The sequence below is a fragment of the Actinomadura sp. 7K507 genome, assembly GCF_004348425.1.
Classification (GTDB): domain Bacteria; phylum Actinomycetota; class Actinomycetes; order Streptosporangiales; family Streptosporangiaceae; genus Spirillospora.
This window is the reverse complement of record NZ_SMKK01000051.1, coordinates 23,082-44,355: the sequence shown is the minus strand read 5'-3', so window position 1 is coordinate 44,355 and position 21,274 is coordinate 23,082. Positions and strand designations below refer to the sequence as shown.

At 72.0% G+C, this 21,274-nt stretch carries 18 protein-coding genes and 1 pseudogene; 12 read left to right on the top strand and 7 right to left on the bottom strand.

Annotated elements, in window-relative coordinates:
- Positions 1 to 1,523 (top strand): helix-turn-helix transcriptional regulator (locus E1285_RS48165; RefSeq protein WP_132152034.1); only part of this gene is annotated, 1,523 nt, incomplete at its 5' end.
- Positions 1,524 to 1,903: 380 nt separating this feature from the next.
- Here the strand turns inward: E1285_RS48165 and E1285_RS14250 are convergent.
- Both E1285_RS14250 and E1285_RS14245 read right to left on the bottom strand, forming a co-directional pair.
- Positions 1,904 to 2,755, bottom strand: a complete 852-nt coding sequence (locus E1285_RS14250; protein ID WP_132152032.1) for a class I SAM-dependent methyltransferase — start codon at positions 2,753 to 2,755, stop codon at positions 1,904 to 1,906.
- A gap of 210 nt (positions 2,756 to 2,965) precedes the next feature.
- On the bottom strand, positions 2,966 to 4,939 hold the full coding sequence (locus E1285_RS14245) for an acyl-CoA dehydrogenase family protein (protein ID WP_132152030.1): 1,974 nt from the start codon (positions 4,937 to 4,939) through the stop codon (positions 2,966 to 2,968).
- A gap of 264 nt (positions 4,940 to 5,203) precedes the next feature.
- On the opposite strand from E1285_RS14245, the gene E1285_RS14240 reads away from it, so the two are divergent.
- From E1285_RS14240 to E1285_RS14230, 3 genes are all read left to right on the top strand, one after another.
- Positions 5,204 to 5,962: an IclR family transcriptional regulator gene (locus tag E1285_RS14240; protein ID WP_132152028.1), complete on the top strand. Its 759-nt coding sequence runs from the start codon at positions 5,204 to 5,206 to the stop codon at positions 5,960 to 5,962.
- A gap of 86 nt (positions 5,963 to 6,048) precedes the next feature.
- Positions 6,049 to 7,146 (top strand): hypothetical protein, encoded by a 1,098-nt coding sequence (locus E1285_RS14235; protein ID WP_132152026.1) that lies wholly within the window; start codon positions 6,049 to 6,051, stop codon positions 7,144 to 7,146.
- Complete coding sequence (locus E1285_RS14230) at positions 7,143 to 8,186, top strand: hypothetical protein (protein WP_132152024.1); 1,044 nt, start codon at positions 7,143 to 7,145, stop codon at positions 8,184 to 8,186. Before E1285_RS14235 ends, E1285_RS14230 begins: the two co-directional genes overlap by 4 nt.
- Here E1285_RS14230 and E1285_RS14225 read toward each other — a convergent pair.
- The 3 genes from E1285_RS14225 to E1285_RS14215 are packed head-to-tail and all read right to left on the bottom strand — an operon-like array spanning position 8,183 to position 10,505.
- Positions 8,183 to 9,223: an ABC transporter permease gene (locus E1285_RS14225; protein WP_132152022.1), complete on the bottom strand. Its 1,041-nt coding sequence runs from the start codon at positions 9,221 to 9,223 to the stop codon at positions 8,183 to 8,185. The two genes, E1285_RS14230 and E1285_RS14225, sit on opposite strands and share 4 nt — an antisense overlap.
- Entirely contained in the window at positions 9,220 to 10,104 is an 885-nt protein-coding gene (locus E1285_RS14220; protein ID WP_132152020.1) for an ABC transporter ATP-binding protein, read from the bottom strand. Before E1285_RS14220 ends, E1285_RS14225 begins: the two co-directional genes overlap by 4 nt.
- A complete protein-coding gene (locus E1285_RS14215) occupies positions 10,101 to 10,505 on the bottom strand; it encodes a GntR family transcriptional regulator (protein ID WP_207946590.1) in 405 nt (134 codons plus the stop codon). The genes E1285_RS14220 and E1285_RS14215 overlap by 4 nt, the downstream gene beginning before the upstream one ends.
- 128 nt (positions 10,506 to 10,633) lie before the next feature.
- On the opposite strand from E1285_RS14215, the gene E1285_RS14210 reads away from it, so the two are divergent.
- From E1285_RS14210 to E1285_RS14175, 8 genes are all read left to right on the top strand, one after another.
- Positions 10,634 to 11,137: a SigE family RNA polymerase sigma factor gene (locus E1285_RS14210; RefSeq protein ID WP_132152018.1), complete on the top strand. Its 504-nt coding sequence runs from the start codon at positions 10,634 to 10,636 to the stop codon at positions 11,135 to 11,137.
- Positions 11,134 to 12,195 (top strand): hypothetical protein, encoded by a 1,062-nt coding sequence (locus E1285_RS14205; protein ID WP_132152016.1) that lies wholly within the window; start codon positions 11,134 to 11,136, stop codon positions 12,193 to 12,195. The genes E1285_RS14210 and E1285_RS14205 overlap by 4 nt, the downstream gene beginning before the upstream one ends.
- Positions 12,196 to 12,365: 170 nt before the next feature.
- Entirely contained in the window at positions 12,366 to 13,295 is a 930-nt protein-coding gene (gene deoC / locus E1285_RS14200) for a deoxyribose-phosphate aldolase (RefSeq protein ID WP_243722774.1), read from the top strand.
- 2 nt (positions 13,296 to 13,297) lie between these two features.
- The gene (locus E1285_RS14195) at positions 13,298 to 14,773 is read left to right on the top strand and encodes an aldehyde dehydrogenase family protein (RefSeq protein ID WP_132152012.1); all 1,476 of its coding nucleotides are present in this window, start codon (positions 13,298 to 13,300) and stop codon (positions 14,771 to 14,773) included.
- Entirely contained in the window at positions 14,766 to 15,689 is a 924-nt protein-coding gene (locus tag E1285_RS14190) for an aldehyde dehydrogenase family protein (RefSeq protein WP_132152010.1), read from the top strand. The genes E1285_RS14195 and E1285_RS14190 overlap by 8 nt, the downstream gene beginning before the upstream one ends.
- Before the next feature lie 82 nt (positions 15,690 to 15,771).
- Positions 15,772 to 16,854, top strand: coding sequence for a hypothetical protein (locus E1285_RS14185; protein WP_132152008.1), 1,083 nt, complete (start codon positions 15,772 to 15,774; stop codon positions 16,852 to 16,854).
- A 7-nt stretch (positions 16,855 to 16,861) separates the two neighbouring features.
- On the top strand, positions 16,862 to 17,122 hold the full coding sequence (locus tag E1285_RS14180) for a DUF2630 family protein (protein ID WP_132152058.1): 261 nt from the start codon (positions 16,862 to 16,864) through the stop codon (positions 17,120 to 17,122).
- Positions 17,119 to 18,027, top strand: a complete 909-nt coding sequence (locus tag E1285_RS14175) for an LLM class flavin-dependent oxidoreductase (RefSeq protein ID WP_132152006.1) — start codon at positions 17,119 to 17,121, stop codon at positions 18,025 to 18,027. Before E1285_RS14180 ends, E1285_RS14175 begins: the two co-directional genes overlap by 4 nt.
- Before the next feature lie 3 nt (positions 18,028 to 18,030).
- Here E1285_RS14175 and argS read toward each other — a convergent pair whose 3' ends face one another.
- Positions 18,031 to 19,776, bottom strand: coding sequence for an arginine--tRNA ligase (gene argS / locus E1285_RS14170; protein ID WP_132152003.1), 1,746 nt, complete (start codon positions 19,774 to 19,776; stop codon positions 18,031 to 18,033).
- Positions 19,777 to 20,098: 322 nt separating this feature from the next.
- Positions 20,099 to 21,172: pseudogene (gene plsX, locus E1285_RS14165) on the bottom strand (phosphate acyltransferase PlsX); the annotation flags it as partial.
- Positions 21,173 to 21,274: the final 102 nt, after the last annotated feature.

Genomic DNA, 21,274 nt, shown 5'->3' with positions numbered 1-21,274 from the left:
GGGGCGGGGACTGGGCGAAAGCCGGCGACCGGGACCCGGCCCGCGTGGCGATGATGCTGGTGCTGCGCGGCCGCATGCGCTACCAGATGGCCCGCCCGGGATTCGTCGAGGACATGCGCGCCGCGGTGTCGATGCTGCCCGCCGACCCGCCGACCGCGATGCGCGCTCGGGCGCTGTCCACGCTGGGGAACTACGTCCGCCTCACCCCCGACATCGACGAGGCCCGCACGGCGGCGGCCGAGTCCCTCGCCATCGCGCGGGCGCTCGCCGACCCCCTCGTCGAGGCGGAGGCGCTGATCACCCAGTTCTGCGCCGACATCGACTACACCGACGACTCCCATCTCGCCGAGGTCGAGAAGTCGGCGCAGAGCACCGGCGACCACCGGGTGATGCTCCGGTGCCATGTGATCAAGTCCCATTTCCTGGAGGGCGTCGGCCGGCACGAGGAAGCCGTCGCGGTCGCCGGACGCGGCATCGAGCTCTCCCGCGAGTACGGAGTGGCCCGTACCCAGGGCACGTTCCTGTCCATCAACCAGGCCGAGCCGCTGGTCTCGCTCGGCCGGTGGGACGAGGCCGTCACCGTCCTGAACCACGCCATGGAGCAGGACCCGGCCGTCACGACGAGGACGTCGCTGCTCGTCCTGTCCGGCTGGGTGGCGCTGGCGCGCGGGGACCTGGCCACCGCGAGGGAGCGGCTGGTCGTGTCCCGCGAGATCTTGAACCTCAAGATGAAGTGGCTGAAGACCCAGGACTACTTCAGCACGCTCTGGCTCGAGTCGAGCCTGGCGCTCGCCGAGGGACGCCCTGAGGCCGCGCTGGACGCGGTGCGTCCCGTCCTCGACAACGCGGGCCTGCCCGACGACGCCCGCTACAGCTGGCCGGTGCTGATCACCGGCGCGGCGGCCTGCGCCGAAACGGCCGACTCCGGTGACGATCTTCGGCGGATCGAGGAGCGCGCGGCCGGTCTCGCCGCCGACGGCCCGCTGCAGCGGGCGTACCACCTCACGTTCAGCGCCGAGGCGACCCGCGCCCGGGGCGTCCTCGACCTGGCCGCGTGGACGGAGGTCGCGGCGGCGTGGGAGTCGCTCGGCAACCCGTACTACCGTGCGCGTGCGCTGTTCCACGCGGCGGAGGCCGCGCTGGCGGGCGGCGACCACGAGGCGGCGGCGGCCCGGCTGCGCACGGCGGCGGGCCTGGCGGACGGCCTCGGCGCGGTACCGCTCGGCGAGCGCGTCGCCGACCTGCTGCGCCGCACCCGGACGTCCCGCGCGGGGGAGTCGTCCGCGCCGCTCGGGCTGACGCCGCGCGAGTACGAGGTGCTGCGCCTGGTCGCCCAGGGCCGCAGCAACCGCGACATCGCCGACGCGCTGTTCATCTCGGTGAAGACCGCCAGCGTGCACGTCTCCAACATCCTCGGGAAGCTGGACGTGACGAGCCGCGGTGAGGCCGCCGCCACCGCGCACCGCCTGGCGCTGTTCACCACCGATGCCGAGACCGGGCAGGACACCGCGCCCGTCGCCTGACCCGCGTCCTGCGTCTGATTCGGGGGCGGGGGTCTCCCCTCCGCGGGACCCCCGCCCCGAACCGTCGGACCACACGGGAACTTCGTGGCCGGCCTTCGCGGCCCGCGGTCCGCGGAAGCAGGCGGTGCTTCTCCGCCAGGAGAGGCGGCCCGGGACCGTTCCGGCCACTGCCCAGTGTCGTGGCGGGGAGGCCGGGAGGCGGCGGACGACATACCGGTTCCGGGCGTAGGAAAAAAGCGACGGGGACGGGTCGCATTCCGTGACCCGTCCCCGTTCCGGGAGTTCGCCCGTGCCTGTGTTGCCGGGTGCGTGTTCCTGCGTGCTTGTGTACTTGCGTGCCTGTGTTGCCGGGTGCCTGTGTTGCCGCGTGCGTGCTCGCGTCAGCGCGGGACGCGGGCGACGCAGAACACCGTCTGCCCGAACGGCGGCTTGACCACGCGCTCGATGGTGCGGGTGAGCGGCACGACCGTCCGGTCGTAGATCTTGACGAGCTTCGGGTCGGGGTAGCCGGCGCCGCCGCGGCGGACCGCGAACCACCAGGCGATCCCGCCCAGGAAGTTGATCGGCTTGAGCACCTCGGGTTCGAGCCCGGCCTCGCGGACGGACGCCTCCAGCGTCTTCGGCGTGTACCGGGTGACGTGCCCGACCTTGCGGTCGAAGTCGCCGTAGAGCTGCATGTAGCCGGGCACCCAGATGACGATCCGGCCGCCGGGCTCGGTCACGGCGGCGAGGTCGCGCAGCGCCTGGACGTCGTCCTTGATGTGCTCCAGGACGTTCATCATCACGACGGTGTCGACCTTCCGCCGGATCACGATGTCGGCGGGCAGCGCCAGGTCGATGACCTCGACGTCGTCGCTGCCGTCGTAGCGCTCGCGCAGCTGGCCGACGCAGTACGGGTCGTTGTCGCTGACGACGAGGTGGTCGAGGCGTCCGGCGAACTGCTCGGAGAAGTGCCCGAGACCCGAGCCGACCTCCAGCATGGACCGCCCGACGTGCGGCGCGATCGTGTCGTACTCGTACTTGCGGTAGTTGCGGGCCTCGTCCCCGCCCAGATGGTTCTCCAGTGCCCCCTCCCCGGCGGCGGGCTGGACGACGTCCCCGTCCTTGCCCCCGCTCGCTGGATCGGGAGCAGGAGCGGGGGCGGCGGCGGCCGGGGCGGAGCCCTTCGGGCGGCTGCCGACGAGGTTGAGGAGGGTGCCTGCGATGGACTTCTTCTGACCAGGTGACTGCATACTTCCCGCTCGCTGGGTGCGTGGGCGCTCTGGATTCTCGTTCGCCGGATCGGTGACCTGACCCGCTCGGGACGGTCGATCTCTGGCGCGAAGATCGGGCCAGTCTACTCCGCCCCCGACGCCCGCCGCCCGCAGGCGCATGGACGCCGCGCGCCCCGCGGCGTCCGCACGCATGTCGCCCGGCCGGTTCCGGGCGGGAGTTCGCCCTGCTCAGCCGATGGTGCGGTGGACGTCCTCCTTCTCGCTCGGACCCGGCTCGGACGGCGCGATCCACGGCCCGGGGATGGACGGGTCCAGGACGCCTTCCTCCACCCAGGCGAAGTCGCCCGCGAGCACGGCCCGCGCGAGTTTCGAGTCCATCGCGTCGGTGTTGCGCCACAGCCCGTCGAACAGTTCCTCGACGCGGATGCGCGACTGCCGGCAGAACGCGTCCGCGAGCAGCACGGCCGACGCGCCGGGCGCCGTGGCCGGGCCCTCGCCGCCCGCGCCGGCGCTGCCGAGCGGGCCGTCCGCCGACGAGTCGGCCCGCGCGCGGACGCACACGGCGCTCATCGCGTACAGCTCGGCGCCGATGTCGACCATCCGGCCGAGGAAGCCCTGCCGGTGCTCCAGGCCTCCCTGCCAGCGTCCCGACGCGTAGAAGATCGAGCGGGCCAGCTTGCGGGACGCCCGCTCGACGTACCGCAGGTGCTTGGCCAGCGGACCGAACTCGGCGTAGGCCTTCGGGCGCTGGCCGGAGCCGGTGACCAGCGTCGGCAGCCAGCGCGCGTAGAACCCGCCCGCCTTCGCCGCCGCCCGCGCCTTCTGCCCGGTGGTCGCGTCCGGGTCGATGATGTCACCGGCCACCGACAGGTGCGCGTCCACGGCCTCGCGGGCGATCAGCAGATGCATGATCTCGCTGGAGCCCTCGAAGATCCGGTTGATGCGCAGGTCGCGCACCACCTGCTCCACGGGCACGCCGCGCTCGCCGCGCGCCGCGAGGGACTCGGCGGTCTCGTAGCCGCGCCCGCCGCGCACCTGCATCAGCTCGTCCGCGGCGCGGCACGCCATCTCCGACGTCCACAGCTTCGCCAGCGCCGCCTCGATCCGGATGTCGTTGCGCTCGTCGTCGGCGAGCTGGCTGGACAGGTCGAGCATCGCCTCCATCGCGTACGCGGTCGCGGCGATGAACGAGATCTTGCGGGAGACGGCCTCGTGCTCGCCGACCGGCCGGCCCCACTGCACCCGCTCCCTCGACCACTCCCGCGCGATCTTGGCGGCCCACTTGCCGCTCGCCGCGCAGATCGCGGGCAGCGACAGCCGCCCGGTGTTGAGCGTGGTCAGCGCGACCTTCAGGCCCGCGCCCTCCTTGCCGATCAGGTTGGCCTTCGGGACGCGGACGTCGTGGAAGCGCGTGACGCCGTTCTCGATGCCGCGCAGCCCCATGAACGCGTTGCGGTTCTCCACGGTGATGCCGGGCGTGGACGTGTCCACGACGAACGCGGAGATGCCGCCGCGGTGCGTCTCCGACTTGGGGACGCGCGCCATGACGACGACGAGGTCGGCGACGACGCCGTTGGTCGTCCACAGCTTGACGCCGTTGAGGAGGTAGTCGTCGCCGTCGGGGACGGCGGTGGCGCGCAGCCGCGCCGGGTCGGAGCCGACGTCGGGCTCGGTCAGCAGGAACGCGCTGACCTGCCTGGCGCAGCGCGGCAGCCACTCCTCCTGCTGCTCCTGCGTCCCGAACAGCTTGATCGGCTGCGGGACGCCGATGGACTGGTGCGCCGACAGCAGCGCGGCGAGCGCGGGGTTGACCGACCCGACGACCATCAGGGCCCGGCCGTAGTAGAGCTGGCTGAGCCCGAGGCCGCCGTACTTCTCGGGGATCTTCATGCCGAGCGCGCCGAGTTCGCGCAGGCCCGCGATGACGTCGTCGGGGATGCGGGACTCGCGCTCGATCTGCGCAGGGTCGATCCTGGTGGCGCAGAACTCGGTGAGCCGGGCCAGGAACTCCTCGCCCTTGCGGCGGGCCTCGCCGTCCGGGCGGGGGTGCGGGTCGATGAGGTCGAGGCGGAAGTCGCCGAGGAACAGCTGCTTGCCGAAGCTCGGCAGCCGCCATTCGGTCTCGCGCGCCTCCTCGGCGACCTTCCGGGCGGTCCGCTCGTCGACGTGGGCGTGCCCGCCGGCGTGGCTGCTCTGGCTCATGCGTCCTCCTCGGCAGGGGACGGCCCCCCACGTCCCCGGTTTCGACCGGCTGTTGCCGGGGCTGATCTCGGGTTCTTGGATGCGGCGTGCCTTCGCCCCGAAGTTACTCTTCGGTTGTACTTCTGAGTAGTCCTGAACATGTGATCGCCATATCCCGTGGCCGATTCGGGAAACACGCTTCACGCGCACGTCGGAAGTGATGCAATGGGTCCGACCATCGCCGAGGCCTTGACCGGACCAGGCCAGAGGGGTTCGCTGTGGGTAATGGATGAGGCACGCAAACCCACTCTCATCGCCTCGGTGCAGCGCGCGCTGCGTCTCATGGAGGTGGTCGCGTCGCATCCGAACGGCGCGCCCGCCAAGCAGCTCGCCCGGGAGGCCCGGCTTCCCCTCGCCACCACCTACCACCTGCTGCGCACCCTCGCGCACGAGGGCTACGCGACGCGGCTGTCGGACGGCGTATGGGTGCTGGGCGAGCGGGTCGAGAGCCTGCACGGGCAGAGCCGGACCCAGCAGCTGCTGGCCCGCATCCGCCCGACCCTGATGGCCCTGCGGGACGAGCTGGGCGTCGCGGCGTACTTCAGCATGCACATGGACGACGAGATCCGCCTCATCGACATCGCCGACGGCCCGCGCACCCCCCGCGTGGACGTGTGGGTCGGCTTCGAGGACGCCGCGCACGCCACCGCCATCGGCAAGTGCGTCCTGAGCCAGCTCGACGACGATGCCCGCCGCGACTACCTGTCCCGGCACCCGCTCGTCGACCTGACACCGCACACCATCACCGATCCCGGGCGCCTGTTCCGCTCCCTCGAACCTCCGGGCGGCATGCAGGTCGACCGCGAGGAGTACGCCCTCGGCACCGTCTGCGCCGCCGTCCCGGTCACCGACGTGACCGGCTCCGTCCTCGGCGCCGTCGCCATCTCCTGCCGTCCCGCCAAGCTCTCCAAGGTCGAGATATCGGCCGACCGGATGCGCGCCACCGCAGAGGAGATCCAGCGCACGCTGACTCTCACGCCCTGACGGGCTCACCTCCACGCACGACCACCTGAGGAAAATTGTGCCAGTTGCCACTGGCGCGTTTCGTGGAGGCGGTTCATAGTGTGCGCATGAGGCGCTCCCTGGCGAGTGCGGCGATCGCGGTCGCCGCCGTACTGTCCGTGCCCGCGACGCTTTCCGCCCCCATGACGGCCCACGCGGCGGAACCCGAAGCGCAGGAGGTCCCCCTGCCCTTCCTGTGGGCCAGGTCCGAGTTACACGACGTCGCCGTGACCGGCCCGGACGACGTGTGGGCCGCCGGAGTGCAGGGCGTCTTCTGCCTCCCCTACTACGAGCAGTGCGTCATCGATCTCGAGGGCAACCCGGTCGTGCGGCGCTGGACGGGAACGTCCTGGACGGGGTACCCGCTGAACGGATGGACCGGCAACGGCCCGATCGAACACGTCACCTCCGCCGCGGGCGAGACCGCCGCGGGCGAGACCTGGATCGCGGGCCGCGGTCGCACGGGCGACGTCTGGCAGGGTTACGTGGCGCGGTTCGACGGCTCGTCCTTCCAGAAGGTCGCCACGCCGTCCGGCCGGGTCGAGCGGATCAGCACGGGCGCGGCCGGAACCTGGCTCGCCGAGCGCGCCGCCGTCTGGACCGGGCGCCACAGCCTGTACAAGCGCACCGGATCCACCTGGACCGGCGTCGAGCTCCCCGCCGAGATCCACACGATCACCGACGTCCAGGCGCGCACCGCCACCGACGTCTGGCTCGTCGGGGCCCGCGCCGCCGAGGCCGGCACTCCCGGCCGGCTGCCCGCGGCGGCGCACTTCGACGGGACGTCCTGGACGGGCGTCCCGCCACCCGAACTGCCGGCCGACGTCGAGGACCACGGGTTCGTCAAGGTCGTGCCGGTCGGTCCGGACGATGTCTGGGCGATCACCACGGAGTTCCTTACCCACTGGGACGGTGACGACTGGACCGTCGTCCGGATCCCGGAGGAGAGCTGGAGAAGCCGGGACCTGGTCGTCGACGCATCGGGAGTCCCGTGGGTGGCGATGCCCGCGAGCCCGTCGTACCTGTTCCGGTACGTCGACGGTGCGTGGCAGGACGTCCCGACAGCCGCCGTCGGGCTGCACGCCATCGCGGCCGTCCCCGGAACCTCCACGATCTGGGGCGCCGGCGCCAAGGGCAACGACGCCGCCGCGGTGCGCACCTCATGAGACGAATATTCGCGAGCGCCGCGATCGCGGGCGCCGCCCTGCTGGCCCTTCCCGTGACGGCGCACGCGGTAGAACACGCGGTAGAAAACGACGTGCACACGGTGCCCCTGCCGTTCTTCTGGCCGAGGGCCGAACTGAACAGCGTCGCCTCCGATGACGCGGGCGGCGTGTGGATCGCCGGGGGACAGGGCGCCTACTGCGTGCTCTGGGACTTCAGTTGCGTCCTCTACAGCGCGGGCAACCCGGTCGTGCGGCGCTGGACCGGCTCGTCCTGGACGGAGTACCCGCTGAACGGATGGACCGGCAACGGCATGATCGAGCGGGTCGCGACCGGCGCGGGCCAGACGTGGATCGGAGGCGGCCGGGGCAACTTCTACGAGTATCTGGCCGTGTTCGACGGGGCGTCGTTCCAGAAGGTCGACCGGCCGTCCAGCGCTTCCGTCGGGATGCTCAGCACGGGCCCGGCGGGCACGTGGATCACCCAGCCCGTCTCCCCCGACTCGGACGAGCCGCACCTGCTCAGGCGCGACGGGGACGCCTGGGCGGACATGGATCTCCCCGACCGGCGGACCGGGGTCAACGATCTCCAGGCGCGGACGGCCACCGACGTGTGGGTGGCCGGCTCAAGGAGAGGCGCGGACGGTACCGGCCGGTATCCCGCCTTGCTGCATTTCGACGGCGCCTCCTGGACGCCGGCCGCACTGCCGGACCTGCCCGGGGAGCAATGGCTCGGCCTGGTCCGCCCCGCCGGGGAGAACGAACTCTGGGTCGCCGGAGCGCACCACCTGGCGCACCGGGACGGCGACGGCTGGACCGTGATCCCGGGTCCGGAGAACCTCCGGATCGAGGACCTGGCCATCGACGGCTCGGGCACCCCGTGGGTGACCTTGGGCAACCACGACCTCTACCGGTACGCCGGTGGTGCCTGGCAGCCCGTCGCCCTCCCCGCCGGGGGGCTTTTCGACATCACCTTCGCGGGCCCGTCCACCCTCTGGGGCGTCGGCTACGCGGACGGACCCGCGGTGATGAGCGACTTCTAGGAGAGGCGGCGGCGAGTCCAGTAGAAGCAGAATCCCGTCAGGCCCAGGGTGAGGACGGCGAACACTCCGGTCTCGGCCCACTGGAGCGGCCAGAAGCGTTCGGCGGGCTGGTAGACCACCTTCTGCTTGTAGCCCTGCTGGGCGAGTGCGTCGAAGCACTCCTGGGGCGGCCCGGTGGGAGGCCGAGGCTCGGCGCCCGGCCGGGGTGCCCGCGGGGCGCACGGTCCCGTGCCCAGGGAGACGGGCAGGTGGGCGACCTCGCGGCCGGACGCGTCCACGGTGTGGTTCGAGAGCGTCCAGGCTCCCGTCGCCGCCCTGGTCCGCACGGTCATGGAGTCGGCGTTCAGCATCAGCGACTCCAGGTTGTGGGAGGTGATCGCGACGGTGCCGCTCTCCGGCGGGATGATGTGCGGGCGGACCCACAGCGGCACCGCGACGTGGACGGCGGCGAACACCGCGAGGGTGATCGCCATGGCGGGCAGAGTGCGGCGCACGAGCACGCCGACCGTGACGCCGAGCGCGAACGCGAACGCCGCGTAGCCGACGGGGACGATGCCGTGCGCGTCGAACAGCAGCGGCGTCATCCGCGACGAGCGTGTGATCGCGGCCTCGGCGATAGGGTCCGACCACCAGTCCACGGCGAAGACGGCGATCCCGGCGGCCGTCATGGAGGCCAGCCCGACGAGGCCGAGCTTGACGGCCAGCCAGCGGGTCCGGGTCACGCTCTGGTTCCAGGCGAGGCGGTGCGTTCCGGCTTCGAGTTCCCGGGCGACCAGCGGCGCGCCCCAGAAGACGCCGATGAGGCCCGGAAGGCCGATCACGATGACGAGCAGCGCGCCGTAGGAGGCCTGGTGCCCGGTGACGAACAGCCGGGAGAACTCGTTGCACGCCTCTTGGCTGGTGCAGGACGAGATCCCGGTGGCGTACTCGTCCGCGAGGCCGGGGCCGGTGACGGCCAGGGCGGCGGCGAGGATCGCGAGCCCGCCGAACACCACCGCGGCCTGGACGCGGAACTGCCGGAACGTCAGCCAGATCATCGGATCGCCTCCAGCTTGGGACGGGCCGTGGCGGTCGGGGTCATGTAGGCGAGGACGAGGTCTTCCAGCCCGAGCCGGCCGACCGTCCACGCGGGGTCGTGGATCGGGGCCTCGGTCCGGACGATGAGCGTGCTCTGCCGGTCGGTGTGGCTCTCGGACACGACCTCCTGCTGCGCCGGCAGCGTCGCCGGGTCGCGGCGCGGCCCGGTCAGCCGGTGGTGGGCGGTGAGCAGGTCGTCGACGTCCCCCGCCACCCGGACCCGCGACTCCACGAGCACGACGAGGTAGTCGCACGTCCGTTCCAGGTCGGACACCAGATGGGACGACAGCACGACGCTGAGCGAGTGCTCGACGACTGCTTCGAGGAGGCTCTGCAGGAACTCGCGGCGGGCCAGTGGGTCGAGCGCGGCGACCGGCTCGTCGAGGATCAGCAGCTCGGGCCGCTTGGCGATGCCGAGGGTGAGCGCGAGCTGGGCCCGCTGCCCGCCGGACAGCTTCCCGGCCCGCCGCGCGGGGTCGAGCCCGAGCCGCTCGACACGGTCACGGGCGAGCGCGTCGTCCCAGCGCGGGTTCAGCCGCGCACCCAGCTTCAGGTGGTCGGCGACGCTCAGCCCGGCGTAGGTGGGTGTGTCCTGGGCGACGTACCCGACCTTGGCGAGCTGCTCCGGCCCGCTCGCCGGACGCCCGCCGAGCACCCGGATGTCGCCTGCGGACGGCGCGAGCTGGCCGACCGCGAGGTTCAGGAGCGTCGTCTTCCCCGCTCCGTTCGGCCCGACGAGCCCGACGACCCGTCCCGCCGGAATGTCGAGCGTGCAATCCGACAGTGCCCACCGCTTCCCGTACTTCTTGCCCAGCCCCTGGGCCTGCAAGGCGGCGGTCACGCTATGTCCTCCTGCCGGGCGGACCGAAAGGTAGTCATGAACAACGCCTCGATGCTCTCGTCGTCAAGGCCGGCGAGCCGCGCCTTGGCGAGCCAGCGCTCCAGGTCCTTGCGCAGCGGCCCGTGCGCGCCGAGCGACTCGCCGGCGAGGGTGCGCGTCACGAACGTCCCGAGGCCGGGACGCGGCGCGACGAGTCCCTCGTGCTCCAGCTCCCGGTACGCCTTGAGCACGGTGTTCGGGTTGATCGCGAGCTGCGCCACCACGTCCTTCACCGTCGGCAGCTGATCATCCACCCGCAGCAGATCGAGTCGCAGCGCGTGCCGCACCTGCCGGACGAGCTGCATGTACGGCGACACCCCCGAACCGGGATCCAGATGGAACTCGATCACCGCCACCTCCATTTAACTAGGATGCTAGTACTTTAGATGTGTAGACCTTCCTCGTGTCAATACGGACGATGAGACCTCGGTGCAACCTTTTGCGCGGTCCGGTGCATCAGGTGGGTGTGGAGCCGGCGAGGAGTGTGCGGATGGCGAGTCGTGACGAGGAGTTCACCGCTTACGTGACGGCCCGGATCCCGTGGTTACGCCGGGTCGCCTACCTGCTGTGCCAGGACTGGCACCGAGCGGACGATCTCGTTCAGTCCGCGACCACGCGTCTCTACGTGCATTGGCGGCGGGCGTCGGCGGCGGAGAACGTCGACGGGTATGCCCGGACGGTCCTGGTCAGGGTGTTCCTGGCCGAACAGCGGAGCGGCTGGCGGCAGCGGGTCCGGGTCGTCGACCGGACGCCGGACGCCGCCGTCGAACCCGCCGACCACGCGGGCGGGATGGATCTGCGGGCGGCGCTGGCGGAGTTGCCGCCGCGCCAGCGGGCCGCGGTGGTGCTGCGTTTCTATTGCGACCTGTCCATCGAGCAGACGGCCGACGTCCTGAACTGCTCCACGGGGACGGTCAAGAGCCAGAGCGCGCGCGGCCTGGACGCGCTGCGCCGCGTACTGGCTCCGGTGGCCGAAGGGGAGAGGCTCGCGTGAACGATCTCAAGGCGGAACTGGAGCGCCTCGCCGGATCGCCCGGCCCCCCACCGGCCGTGGACGTCGCGGCGGCGGTGGTCGCCGGACGGCGGATCAGGCTGATGCGGCGGGCCCGGAGAGCGGCGGCGGTCGTAGTGGCGGCGGGGGCCGCCGCGGCGGTGGCCGTGGTCGCGGTGCTGCCGTCGTCCCACGAAGAGCGCCCCGACAAGGTCGTGGAGCCGCCGGCGTACCCGAGTCCGCTGGTCGAGGAGGCCGCGTTCGGGTGGCTGCCCGCCGGTTACGCGCGGACACGGGTCACGCGGGAAAGCGGGCGGAACCCCACCTACGAGGTGCATGCCGGCCGGGGGCCGGGGGGCGCGCCCATCGCGTTGACCGTGATGCCTCCCGGAAAACGGCCGGGCATCCCGCTGCTGCCGGGAGCACGGAAGGGGCGCCTGACGAAGGCGGCGCCGGTCAACGGGAGGCCCGCCTACTGGTCGATCAAGCCGGGCGGTCCCGGGTCGGAACAGGTGGCGGCGGAGTTCCGGTGGGAGTACCGGCCGGAGAGCTGGGCGCTCTTGTCGGTCAACGACCGGGCCGTGGCCGACGCGGCGACCGTCCACCGCGTCGCGGCGGGGGTGAAGTTCGGCGGGAACGAGCCGGTGGCGTTCCCGATGCGGGTGTCCGGGATCCCGGACGGGCTCAAGGTCACGCAGACGTGGGTCGGCACCCGGCCGGAGGCCATGATCGCGCTGGGGACCTCGCGCGGGGACGATCAGCTGACGGTCATGCTGTCCGCGTCCCGCCCGCAAGCCAGGAAGAACTTCAAGCCCAACACGACCATCGATGGGCACCCGGCGTTCGACACGCGGCTCCCGCATCCGGGGCCGCGAACCGGCAAGGCGTCGAACCGGCAGACGCTCTGGGTGTTCGGGGTGGACGGATTCGACGTCAACATCGTGGCGGCGGGCGAGCCGCTGCGGCGCCTCCAGGCGAGCGGCGGGGTGACCGGGCTGTTCCGGCGGATCACTCCGCTGGGCACCGACCCCGCCGAGTGGACGACGACACCGCTTCACTGACGACACCGCTTAACTAGACGAAACCGGTTAACTGGACGACGCCGCTTAACTGGACGACGCCGCTTAACTGGACGACGCCGCTTAACTAGATGACACCGCTTAACTAGTTGACACCGCTTCGTTAGCCGCCTGTTTTGTGCCGAGCGCGTAGTTCGGCGATGCTGGGGAGCGTGTCAACGGAGACTCTTAGCGGCGCTGCCGAGTTGCGCGCCTTTCTGCACGGGCTGCCGGGCGTGGATCAGGTGGGGGCCGAGGAGCGGGCCGCGAGGCTGGCGACCCGGTCGATCAAGACGACGGCGAAGGCCGAGGCGATCGACCTCGCGATCTCGATGGTGGACCTGACCACGCTGGAGGGCGCCGACACCGCCGGGAAGGTGCGGGCGCTGTGCGCCAAGGCCGCGCATCCTGATCCGGCGGACGCGTCGGCACCGCGGGTGGCGGCGGTGTGCGTCTACTCGGACCTCGTGGACGTCGCCGTCCGGGCCCTCGCCGGGACGGGGGTCGGCGTCGCGAGCGTGGCGACGTCGTTCCCTTCGGGGCGGGCGCCGCTGGAGGCGAAGCTGGCCGACACGCGGGCGGCGGTGGCCGCGGGCGCGGCCGAGATCGACATGGTGATCGACCGGGGCGCGTTCCTGTCCGGCGACTACGCCAAGGTCTCCGACGAGATCGTGGCGGTCAAGGAGGCGAGCGGGGACGCGCACCTGAAGGTCATCCTGGAGACGGGCGAGCTGGCCACGCTCGACAACGTCCGGCGGGCCTCGTGGCTGGCGATGCGGGCCGGCGCGGACTTCATCAAGACCTCCACCGGGAAGGTGTCGCCGGCCGCGACGCTGCCGGTGACGCTGGTGATGCTGGAGGCCGTCCGCGACTACCGGGCGTCCACGGGACGGCAGGTCGGGGTCAAGCCGGCCGGCGGCATCCGGACCACGAAGGACGCGATCAAGTACCTGGTGCTGGTGAACGAGACCGCCGGTCCGGATTGGCTGGCCCCCGAGTGGTTCCGGCTGGGGGCGTCCAGCGTGCTGAACGACCTGCTGATGCAGCGCCGCAAGCTGGCCACCGGCGTGTACTCCGGACCCGACTACTTCACCCTGGACTGATCATGGTTTCTGATGGCGGGGCTTCCAAGAGCAGGGCTTCCAAGAGCGGGGTTTTCGAGTACGCGCCGGCGCCCGAGTCGCGGGCCGTCGTCGACATCCGCGCCTCCTACGGGCTGTTCGTCGACGGTGAGTTCGTCGACGGGCACGGCGAGCCGTTCAAGTCGATCAACCCCGCCGACGAGAGCGTGCTGGCCGACGTCGCGTGCGCGGACGAGGCGGACGTCGACCGTGCCGTGGCCGCCGCGCGGACGGCGTTCGACAAGGTGTGGGGGCCGATGCCGGGGCGCGAGCGCGCCAAGTACCTGTACCGGATCGCCCGGATCATCCAGGAGCGCTCGCGGGAGCTGGCGGTGCTGGAGTCGGTCGACAACGGCAAGCCGATCAGCGAGTCGCGGGACGTGGACGTGCCGCTGGTGGCGGCGTGGTTCTTCTACTACGCGGGATGGGCCGACAAGCTGGGCCACGCCGGGTTCGGGGCCGACCCGAAGCCGGTGGGCGTTGCGGGGCAGGTGATCCCGTGGAACTTCCCGCTGCTGATGCTGGCCTGGAAGATCGCCCCGGCGCTGGCGTGCGGGAACACCGTGGTGCTCAAGCCCGCGGAGACCACGCCGCTGACCGCGCTGATGTTCGCCGACATCTGCCGCCAGGCCGAACTGCCGCCCGGCGTCGTCAACATCGTCACCGGAGCGGGGGAGACCGGCCGCGCCCTGGTCGCGCACGACGGCATCGACAAGGTGGCGTTCACCGGGTCCACCGAGGTCGGACGGCAGATCGCCCGGACGGTCGCGGGCACCCGCAAGAGGCTGACGCTCGAACTCGGGGGCAAGGCCGCCAACATCGTGTTCGACGACGCCGCGCTCGACCAGGCGGTCGAGGGCATCGTGAACGGGATCTTCTTCAACCAGGGGCACGTGTGCTGCGCCGGGTCGCGGCTGCTCGTCCAGGAATCGGTCGCCGGGGAGGTCATGGAGCGGCTGAAGGCCCGGATGGCGACGCTGCGGGTCGGGGATCCCCTCGACAAGAACACCGACGTCGGGGCGATCAACTCCGCCGCCCAGCTCGCGAGGATCCGGGAACTCTCCGACGCGGGGGAGCAGGAGGGGGCGACGCGCTGGTCGCCGCCGTGCGAGCTGCCCCGGCAGGGTTTCTGGTTCGCGCCCACGGTGTTCACCGACGTGGCGCAGTCGCACCGGATCGCGCAGGAGGAGATCTTCGGACCGGTGCTGTCGGTGCTGACGTTCCGGACGCCGGAGGAGGCCGTGACCAAGGCCAACAACACCCCCTACGGGCTGTCGGCGGGGATCTGGACGGAGAAGGGCTCGCAGATCCTGTGGACGGCGCAGCGGCTGCGGGCCGGGGTGGTCTGGGCCAACACGTTCAACAAGTTCGACCCGGCGTCCCCGTTCGGCGGCTACAAGGAATCGGGGTTCGGCCGTGAGGGCGGACGCCACGGACTGGAGGCCTACCTCAATGTCTAAGTCATCCGGGTCTAAGTCATCCGGGTCCAAGTCGTCCGGGTCCAAGTCGTCCGGGCCGGGGCAGGCCGAGCGTCTCGCCGTCCGCAAGACCTACAAGCTGTTCATCGGGGGCGCGTTCCCCCGGTCCGAGTCCGGCAGGTCGTACGTGGTCACCGATGCCAAGGAGCGTTTCGTCGCCAACGCGTCCCGCGCGTCCCGCAAGGACGCCCGTGACGCGGTCGTCGCCGCGCGCAAGGCGTTCCCCGGCTGGTCGGGCCGCACCGCCTACAACCGCGGCCAGATCCTCTACCGGGTCGCCGAGATGCTGGAGGGACGCCGCGACCAGTTCGCCGACGAACTCCGCCGGACGGGCCTGACGAAGCCGCAGGCCGCCGCCGAGGTGGACGCGGCCGTCGACCGGTGGGTGTGGTACGCGGGGTGGGCCGACAAGCTCACCGCCGTCGCCGGGTCCGCCAACCCCGTGTCCGGCCCGTTCTTCAACTTCTCCACGCCTGAGCCCACCGGCGTCGTCGCCGTCGTCGCGCCCGACTCGCCGCTGCTCGGCCTGGTGTCGGCCGTCGCCCCGGCCATCGTGTCCGGCAACACCGCGGTCGTGGTCGCGTCCGAACCGGCGCCGCTGCCGGCGATCACGCTGGCCGAGGTGCTGGCCACGTCCGACCTGCCCGGCGGTGTGATCAACATCCTCACCGGGCACCGCGCCGAGATCGCGCCCTGGCTGGCCACCCACATGGACGTCAACGCCATCGACCTCACCGGCGCCGCGCCCGAGGACGTCTCCGACCTCGAAGGCAAGGCCGCCGAGAACCTGAAACGCGTCCTGCGCCCGGACGGCGCCGACTGGAACGGCGAGCCCGGAACCGCCCGTATGACCGCGTTCCTGGAGACCAAGACCGTCTGGCATCCAGTGGGCATCTGATCTCAAATGACGCTGCGTGTGTAGAGGGTGACGAAGTGTGGAATAGATCTCCCCGTAACTGATCATCACTGGGGGGAGATCAGTGCCTACCAAGACGGCGAAGACCACGTCAGCGAACAAGTCCACGACGGCCCGGAAGCCGGCGGCGAAGAGCACGTCGGCCGCGAAGTCGTCGTCCAAGACCACGACATCCAGGACCACGGCGTCCAGGAGCACTGCGAGTAAGACCACGGGCAAGACCACGGGCAGCAAGACCACGGGGAGCCGTTCGACCGGCCGCGCGGCCGGGACCAAGAACGGGACCAAGACCGCGAGCAGGACCGGCACGGCGAAGAAGTCGACGTCGGCGGCCCGCACGTCTCCGTCGACGGCCGCGACCCGCGTCACGAAGGCGGCGAGCCAGGCCAAGACGGCGGCGACGCAGATGAAGTCGGTGGCGACCAAGGCGTCCTCGTCGGCCAAGGCCATGACGGCGATGACCAAGGCGATGACCAGCGCGACCAAGGCCATGACCGACGCCGCCAAGGCGATGGACGCGGCCGCGAAGGTCATCACCACCACGGCCAAGTCGGCGAACGCCAAGTCCACCGGGACGAAGAGCACCAGCGGGAGTAAGAGCTCCAGCGCGAGCACCGCCAAGAAGAGCACGCCGGCCAAGTCCGGGACGACCCGCAGGACATCGGCCGCGAGCGGCGGTTCGAGGTCGACGACGTCGGCGCGGACGAGTTCGTCCACGGCGCGCAAGTCGTCCACCACGCGAAGCTCGTCCACTGCGGCGAAGTCGAAGCCGTCCACCACGGCGAAGAAGTCGACGGCGCCGAAGTCGCGCACGACCGCGGCCAGCAGGTCCACCACGTCCCGGACGACCGCGAGCGCCAAGCCGGCGGCGGCCAGGGGGTCCGCGAAGTCCACGGCGGCGAAGCCCAAGACGAGCGCTTCCACCACGGGCAAATCCACCACGGGCCGGTCCACGACGGGCAGGTCCACGACGGCCGCCCGCACGACGCCCGCCCGCAGCGCGGTCGCGGCGGCCAGGTCGACCGCCGCGACGGCGCCGCCCGCGTCTCCGATGGTCGAGCCGAAGGCGGCGCCGCTCCAGCGCCCGGCACGACCGGACGGCGGGTTCCTCAGCGGGCTCACCGAAACCCGCGACCGTGACCGCTGACAGGCCGATGAACGAGAAGGACATCCTGGCGCGCATCAGCGAGTACGTCGGCGAGGAGCAGGCGCTCCGCGACCGCAACCAGCGCGGCGGCGCGGCGGAGGACGAGCCTGGACGCGAGGAGGAGCACCGGCGGCTGGAGCAGCTGGAGGTCGCCCTGGACCAGTGCTGGGATCTGCTCCGCCGCCGCCGGGCGCGGCTTGAGGCGGGCGAGGACCCCGGCGGCGAGCGGGTCCGGCCGTCGGACGAGGTCGAAGGCTACTTGCAGTGACCCCGGCCCGAGCGCGGCGCGGGCCGCTGCGGTTCGGCGTGTCCCTCGCACCGGACGCGGCCGCGCCGCTGATCCGCACCGCGCAGGACGCGGACCGGTTCGGCCTCGACCTCCTCGGCATCCGCGACCAGCCGTACCGGCGTGACACGGCGGACGCGCCGACGCTGATGGCGGCGGCGCTCGCCGTCACGTCCCGCATCCGGGTGCTGCCCGCGGTGGCGTGCCTGCCGCTGCGCCCGCCCGCCGTGCTGGCCAAGGCGATGGCGACGATGGACCGGCTCAGCGGCGGCCGCGTCGAACTCGGCCTCGGCGCCGGGACGTCCTGGGACGGCATCGAGGCGTACGGGGGCGGCCGGCTCGGCGCCGCGGCGGCGCGGCGCGCCCTTGAGGAGGCCGTCCAGGTCATCCGGCTGCACTGGACCGACCAGAACGGGCTGCGCTTCCAGGGCGAGCACTACGGGTTCACGGCGGCGCAGAGCGGCCCCATGCCCGAGCACCAGATCGGCATCTGGCTCGGCGTCACCGGGCCGCGCGGCCTGGACCTCGCCGGCCGGATCGCGGACGGCTGGATCGCGCCGTCGTCCCTGGTCCCGCCGAGCCGGCTCGCGGACGGCCAGCGCCGCCTCGACGACGCCGCGGCCGCGGCCGGACGCGACCCGGCCGACATACGCCGCGTCTACGTCCTGGAAGGCACGGTCGACGGCCGGGACACGCGGGGCTTCCTGCACGGCCCGCCACGCCAGTGGATCTACGAGCTGACGGAACTGGCCATCGGCCACGGCGTCGACTCGTTCCTGTTCGGCGGCAACCCCGAACAGCTGGCCGTGTTCGCCCTGGAGGTGGTCCCAGCCGTCCGCGAGCAGATCACCCGCGAGCGCGGGGTGGCCGCCGCCGGGCGGACCTGAGCCTTACATGCGCTCAGGGGTGGGGACGCCCAGGAGGTCCAGGCCGGTCACCAGGGTGCGCAGGGTCGCCGCGCAGAGGGCCAGGCGGGACGCCTTGGTCGGCTCGTCCGGGGCCTTCAGCACCGGGCAGTTCTCGTAGAACGTCGTGTAGGCGTCCGCTACGGCGTAGACGTAGCTCGCCAGGCGGTGCGGCTCGGCGGTGTCGCCCGCCTGCTTCAGGACGGCGCCGAACCCGAGCAGCTCCAGCGCGAGGGCACGCTCGGCGGGGTGGCCGAGGACGATCGGGCCCGTCGCGTCCTCGGGCACGAGCCCGCCCTTGCGGAAGATCGACCGGATCCGCGCCGCCGCGTACTGCAGGTACGGGCCGGTCTTTCCGTTGAACGAGATCATCCGGTCGAAGTCGAAGATGTACTCGCTGTCGCGCGCCACCGACAGGTCGGCGTACTTCACCGCGCCCATGCCGACGTCCCGGACGATCGCGGCGCGGGTCGCGTCGTCGAACGGCTCGTCGTGCTGGATCTCGTCGAACACGGCGCCGGCCCGCTCGACGGCCTCGTCCAGCAGCTCGGAGAGCTTGACGGTGCCGCCCGCCCGGGTCCGCAGGATCTTGCCGTCGGTGCCGAGGACGTTGCCGATCTGGGCGTGCTCGGCTTCGACCTCGCCGTTCAGCCAGCCGGCCATCCGCGACACGGCGAACACCATCTGGAAGTGCAGCGACTGCGGCGCGCCCACCACGTAGACCATCCGGTCGACGTGCTCGGTGTCGACCCGGTACCGGATCGTCGCGAGGTCGGTGGTGGAGTAGTTGTAGCCGCCGTCGCTCTTGCGGATGATCACGGGCAGCGGCTCGCCCTCGCGGCCGGTGAACCCCGGCGGGAACGCGCACAGCGCGCCCTCGCTGATCACCGCGATGCCCTTGTCCTCGAGCTCCCGGGCGGTCGGGGCGAGCAGGTCGTTGTAGTAGCTCTCGCCCTTGATGTCGTCGTCGCCGAGCGTGACGCCGAGCCGCCCGTAGACGGCGTTGAAGTACTCCTTGGACACGTCCACGAGGACCTGCCAGAGCCGCAGCGTCTCGGCGTCGCCCGCCTGGAGCGCGACGACCCGCCGGCGGGACCGGTCGGCGAACTCGGCGTCGCCTTCGAACTTCTGCCGCGCGGCCTGGTAGAACTCGGTCAGGTCGCTGACGGACGAGTCGCCCCGCGCGGCGGCGTCCTCGCCGAGGTCGAGCAGGTGCTCGATCAGCATGCCGAACGGGGTGCCCCAGTCGCCGACGTGGTTGTCGCGGACGACGTCGTGGCCGAGGAACGCCAGGATCCGCGCGATCGCGTCCCCGACGATCGTGGTCCGCAGATGCCCGACGTGCATCTCCTTCGCCACGTTCGGCGACGAGTACTCGACGACGACCTTCTGCGGCTTGTCCGCCGCGGGGACGGCGAGCCGCTCGTCCTCCAGCGCCCGCTGCGCCTCCGCGGCGATCCACGCGTCGCTGAGCGTCAGGTTGACGAAACCCGGGCCGCTGACCTGCACGTCCGACACGACCCCGGCGGTGTCGAGGTTCGCGACGATCTCTTCCGCCACGTCTCGCGGCCGGCGGCCCAGCTTCTTGGCCAGCGGCAGAGCCACGTTGGCCTGAAGGTCGGCGAACTGCGACGGCCGGATGACCGGGTCGGTGTCCGCGTACGACGGTCCGAAGGCGGCGCTGAGCGCGGCCTGGACCCGGGCGGCGAGCAGGAGTTGCGGATCGGGCATGTTCCAAGGCTATCGGCGCGGCGTCCTCACCCGGACCCGGTTTTGCGCGCATGTCCTCCGGCCAAGGCGTGGCGGGCGGCTACGGCGTGGCGGGCGGCTCCTGCCGGTCCGGGACGGTGTCCCCCGCGGGGCCCGCGCCGGAAGTGCCCGTGCCGGAAGTGCGGGTGCCGGAAGCGCGGGTGCCGGACGACCGGGCCTCCACGGCGAGCTGCGCCCCTTCGGCCGCACCGTCGGCGTGTTCCTCGGGGGGCCTGTCCGCCGGTTTCTCGGAGCCGTCGCGGTCGCCGTGCGTCCAGCGACCGAACCGGGACGTGCGGGTCAGCGCGACCTGCTCGCGGATCCGCTCGACGATCCGCCCGGTGGCGAGGCGGTGCGCCAGCTCGCACGCCGACGTGATGGCGCGGGCACGGGACGCGCCGTGCGCGATGACGACCGTGCCGTTCAGCCCGAGCAGGACACCGCCGCCGTAGGTGTCGGGGTCGAGGCGGTCGCGCAGGTCCTGGAGGCGGCGCCGCTGCAGGAGCGCGCCCATGCGTGCGGCGGGGGTGGACGTCATCGCGTCGCGGACCTCCGCGAACGCGGTCCGGATCGTCCCCTCCATGGTCTTGAGGGCGATGTTGCCGGTGAAGCCGTCCGCGACGATGACGTCCACCCGCCCGGTCAGGAGGTCGTGGCCCTCGACGTTCCCCGCGAACTCGATGCCGTGGCTGCCGCCGGCGAGCAGCTCGTGCGCCCGCTTGGTCTGCTTGTTGCCCTTGCCCGGCTCGGCGCCGATGGTGAGGAGCCCGACGGACGGCCGGTCGAGGCCCAGCAGGATCTGCGCGTACGCGGTGCCGAGCGCGGCGAACTGGACCAGGCCCTCCGGCTTGACGTCCGCGGTGGCGCCCGCGTCCAGCAGGATCGTCGGGCGCGGCCGGGTCGGCAGCGCCACCGCGATCGCCGGGCGCATCACGCCCTGCTGTCCTTTGAGCCGCAGCCGCGACGTCGCCACGACCCCCGCCGTGCTGCCCGCCGACACCAGCGCCGACGCCCGCCCCTGCTTGATCAGATGGCAGGCGATCGCGATGGACGAGCGGGGCTTGCGCCAGCTCGCCAGCGCGCCCTCGCCCATGTCCAGGGCCTCGTCCGCGTGCACGATCGGGATCTTGCCGGCGATGCCGTACAGCTCCAGCTCCCGCCGGATCCGCGGGGCCTGCCCCACCAGGACCAGCCGGACGTCGTGCTCGCGGACCGCCTCGACCGCCCCGGCGATGATCTCCTCCGGGGCGTTGTCGCCGCCCATCGTGTCGACCGCGATCGGCAGCGGGCGGACCGCGGCCTGGCGGCGCGACGCCGCCTGACCGGGGGCCGGGCGGTGGGGCTCCGCCGGGCGCGGCGGCTCACCGGTGCCGGTCATGGCCGCTCCAGGAGGGTGAAAGGGAATGCGGTGCGCCGCAAGAACGCAGCTCATCGCATCGTAGGACGTTATTTCACCCGCCTTGACGCCACCCGCCCGGAG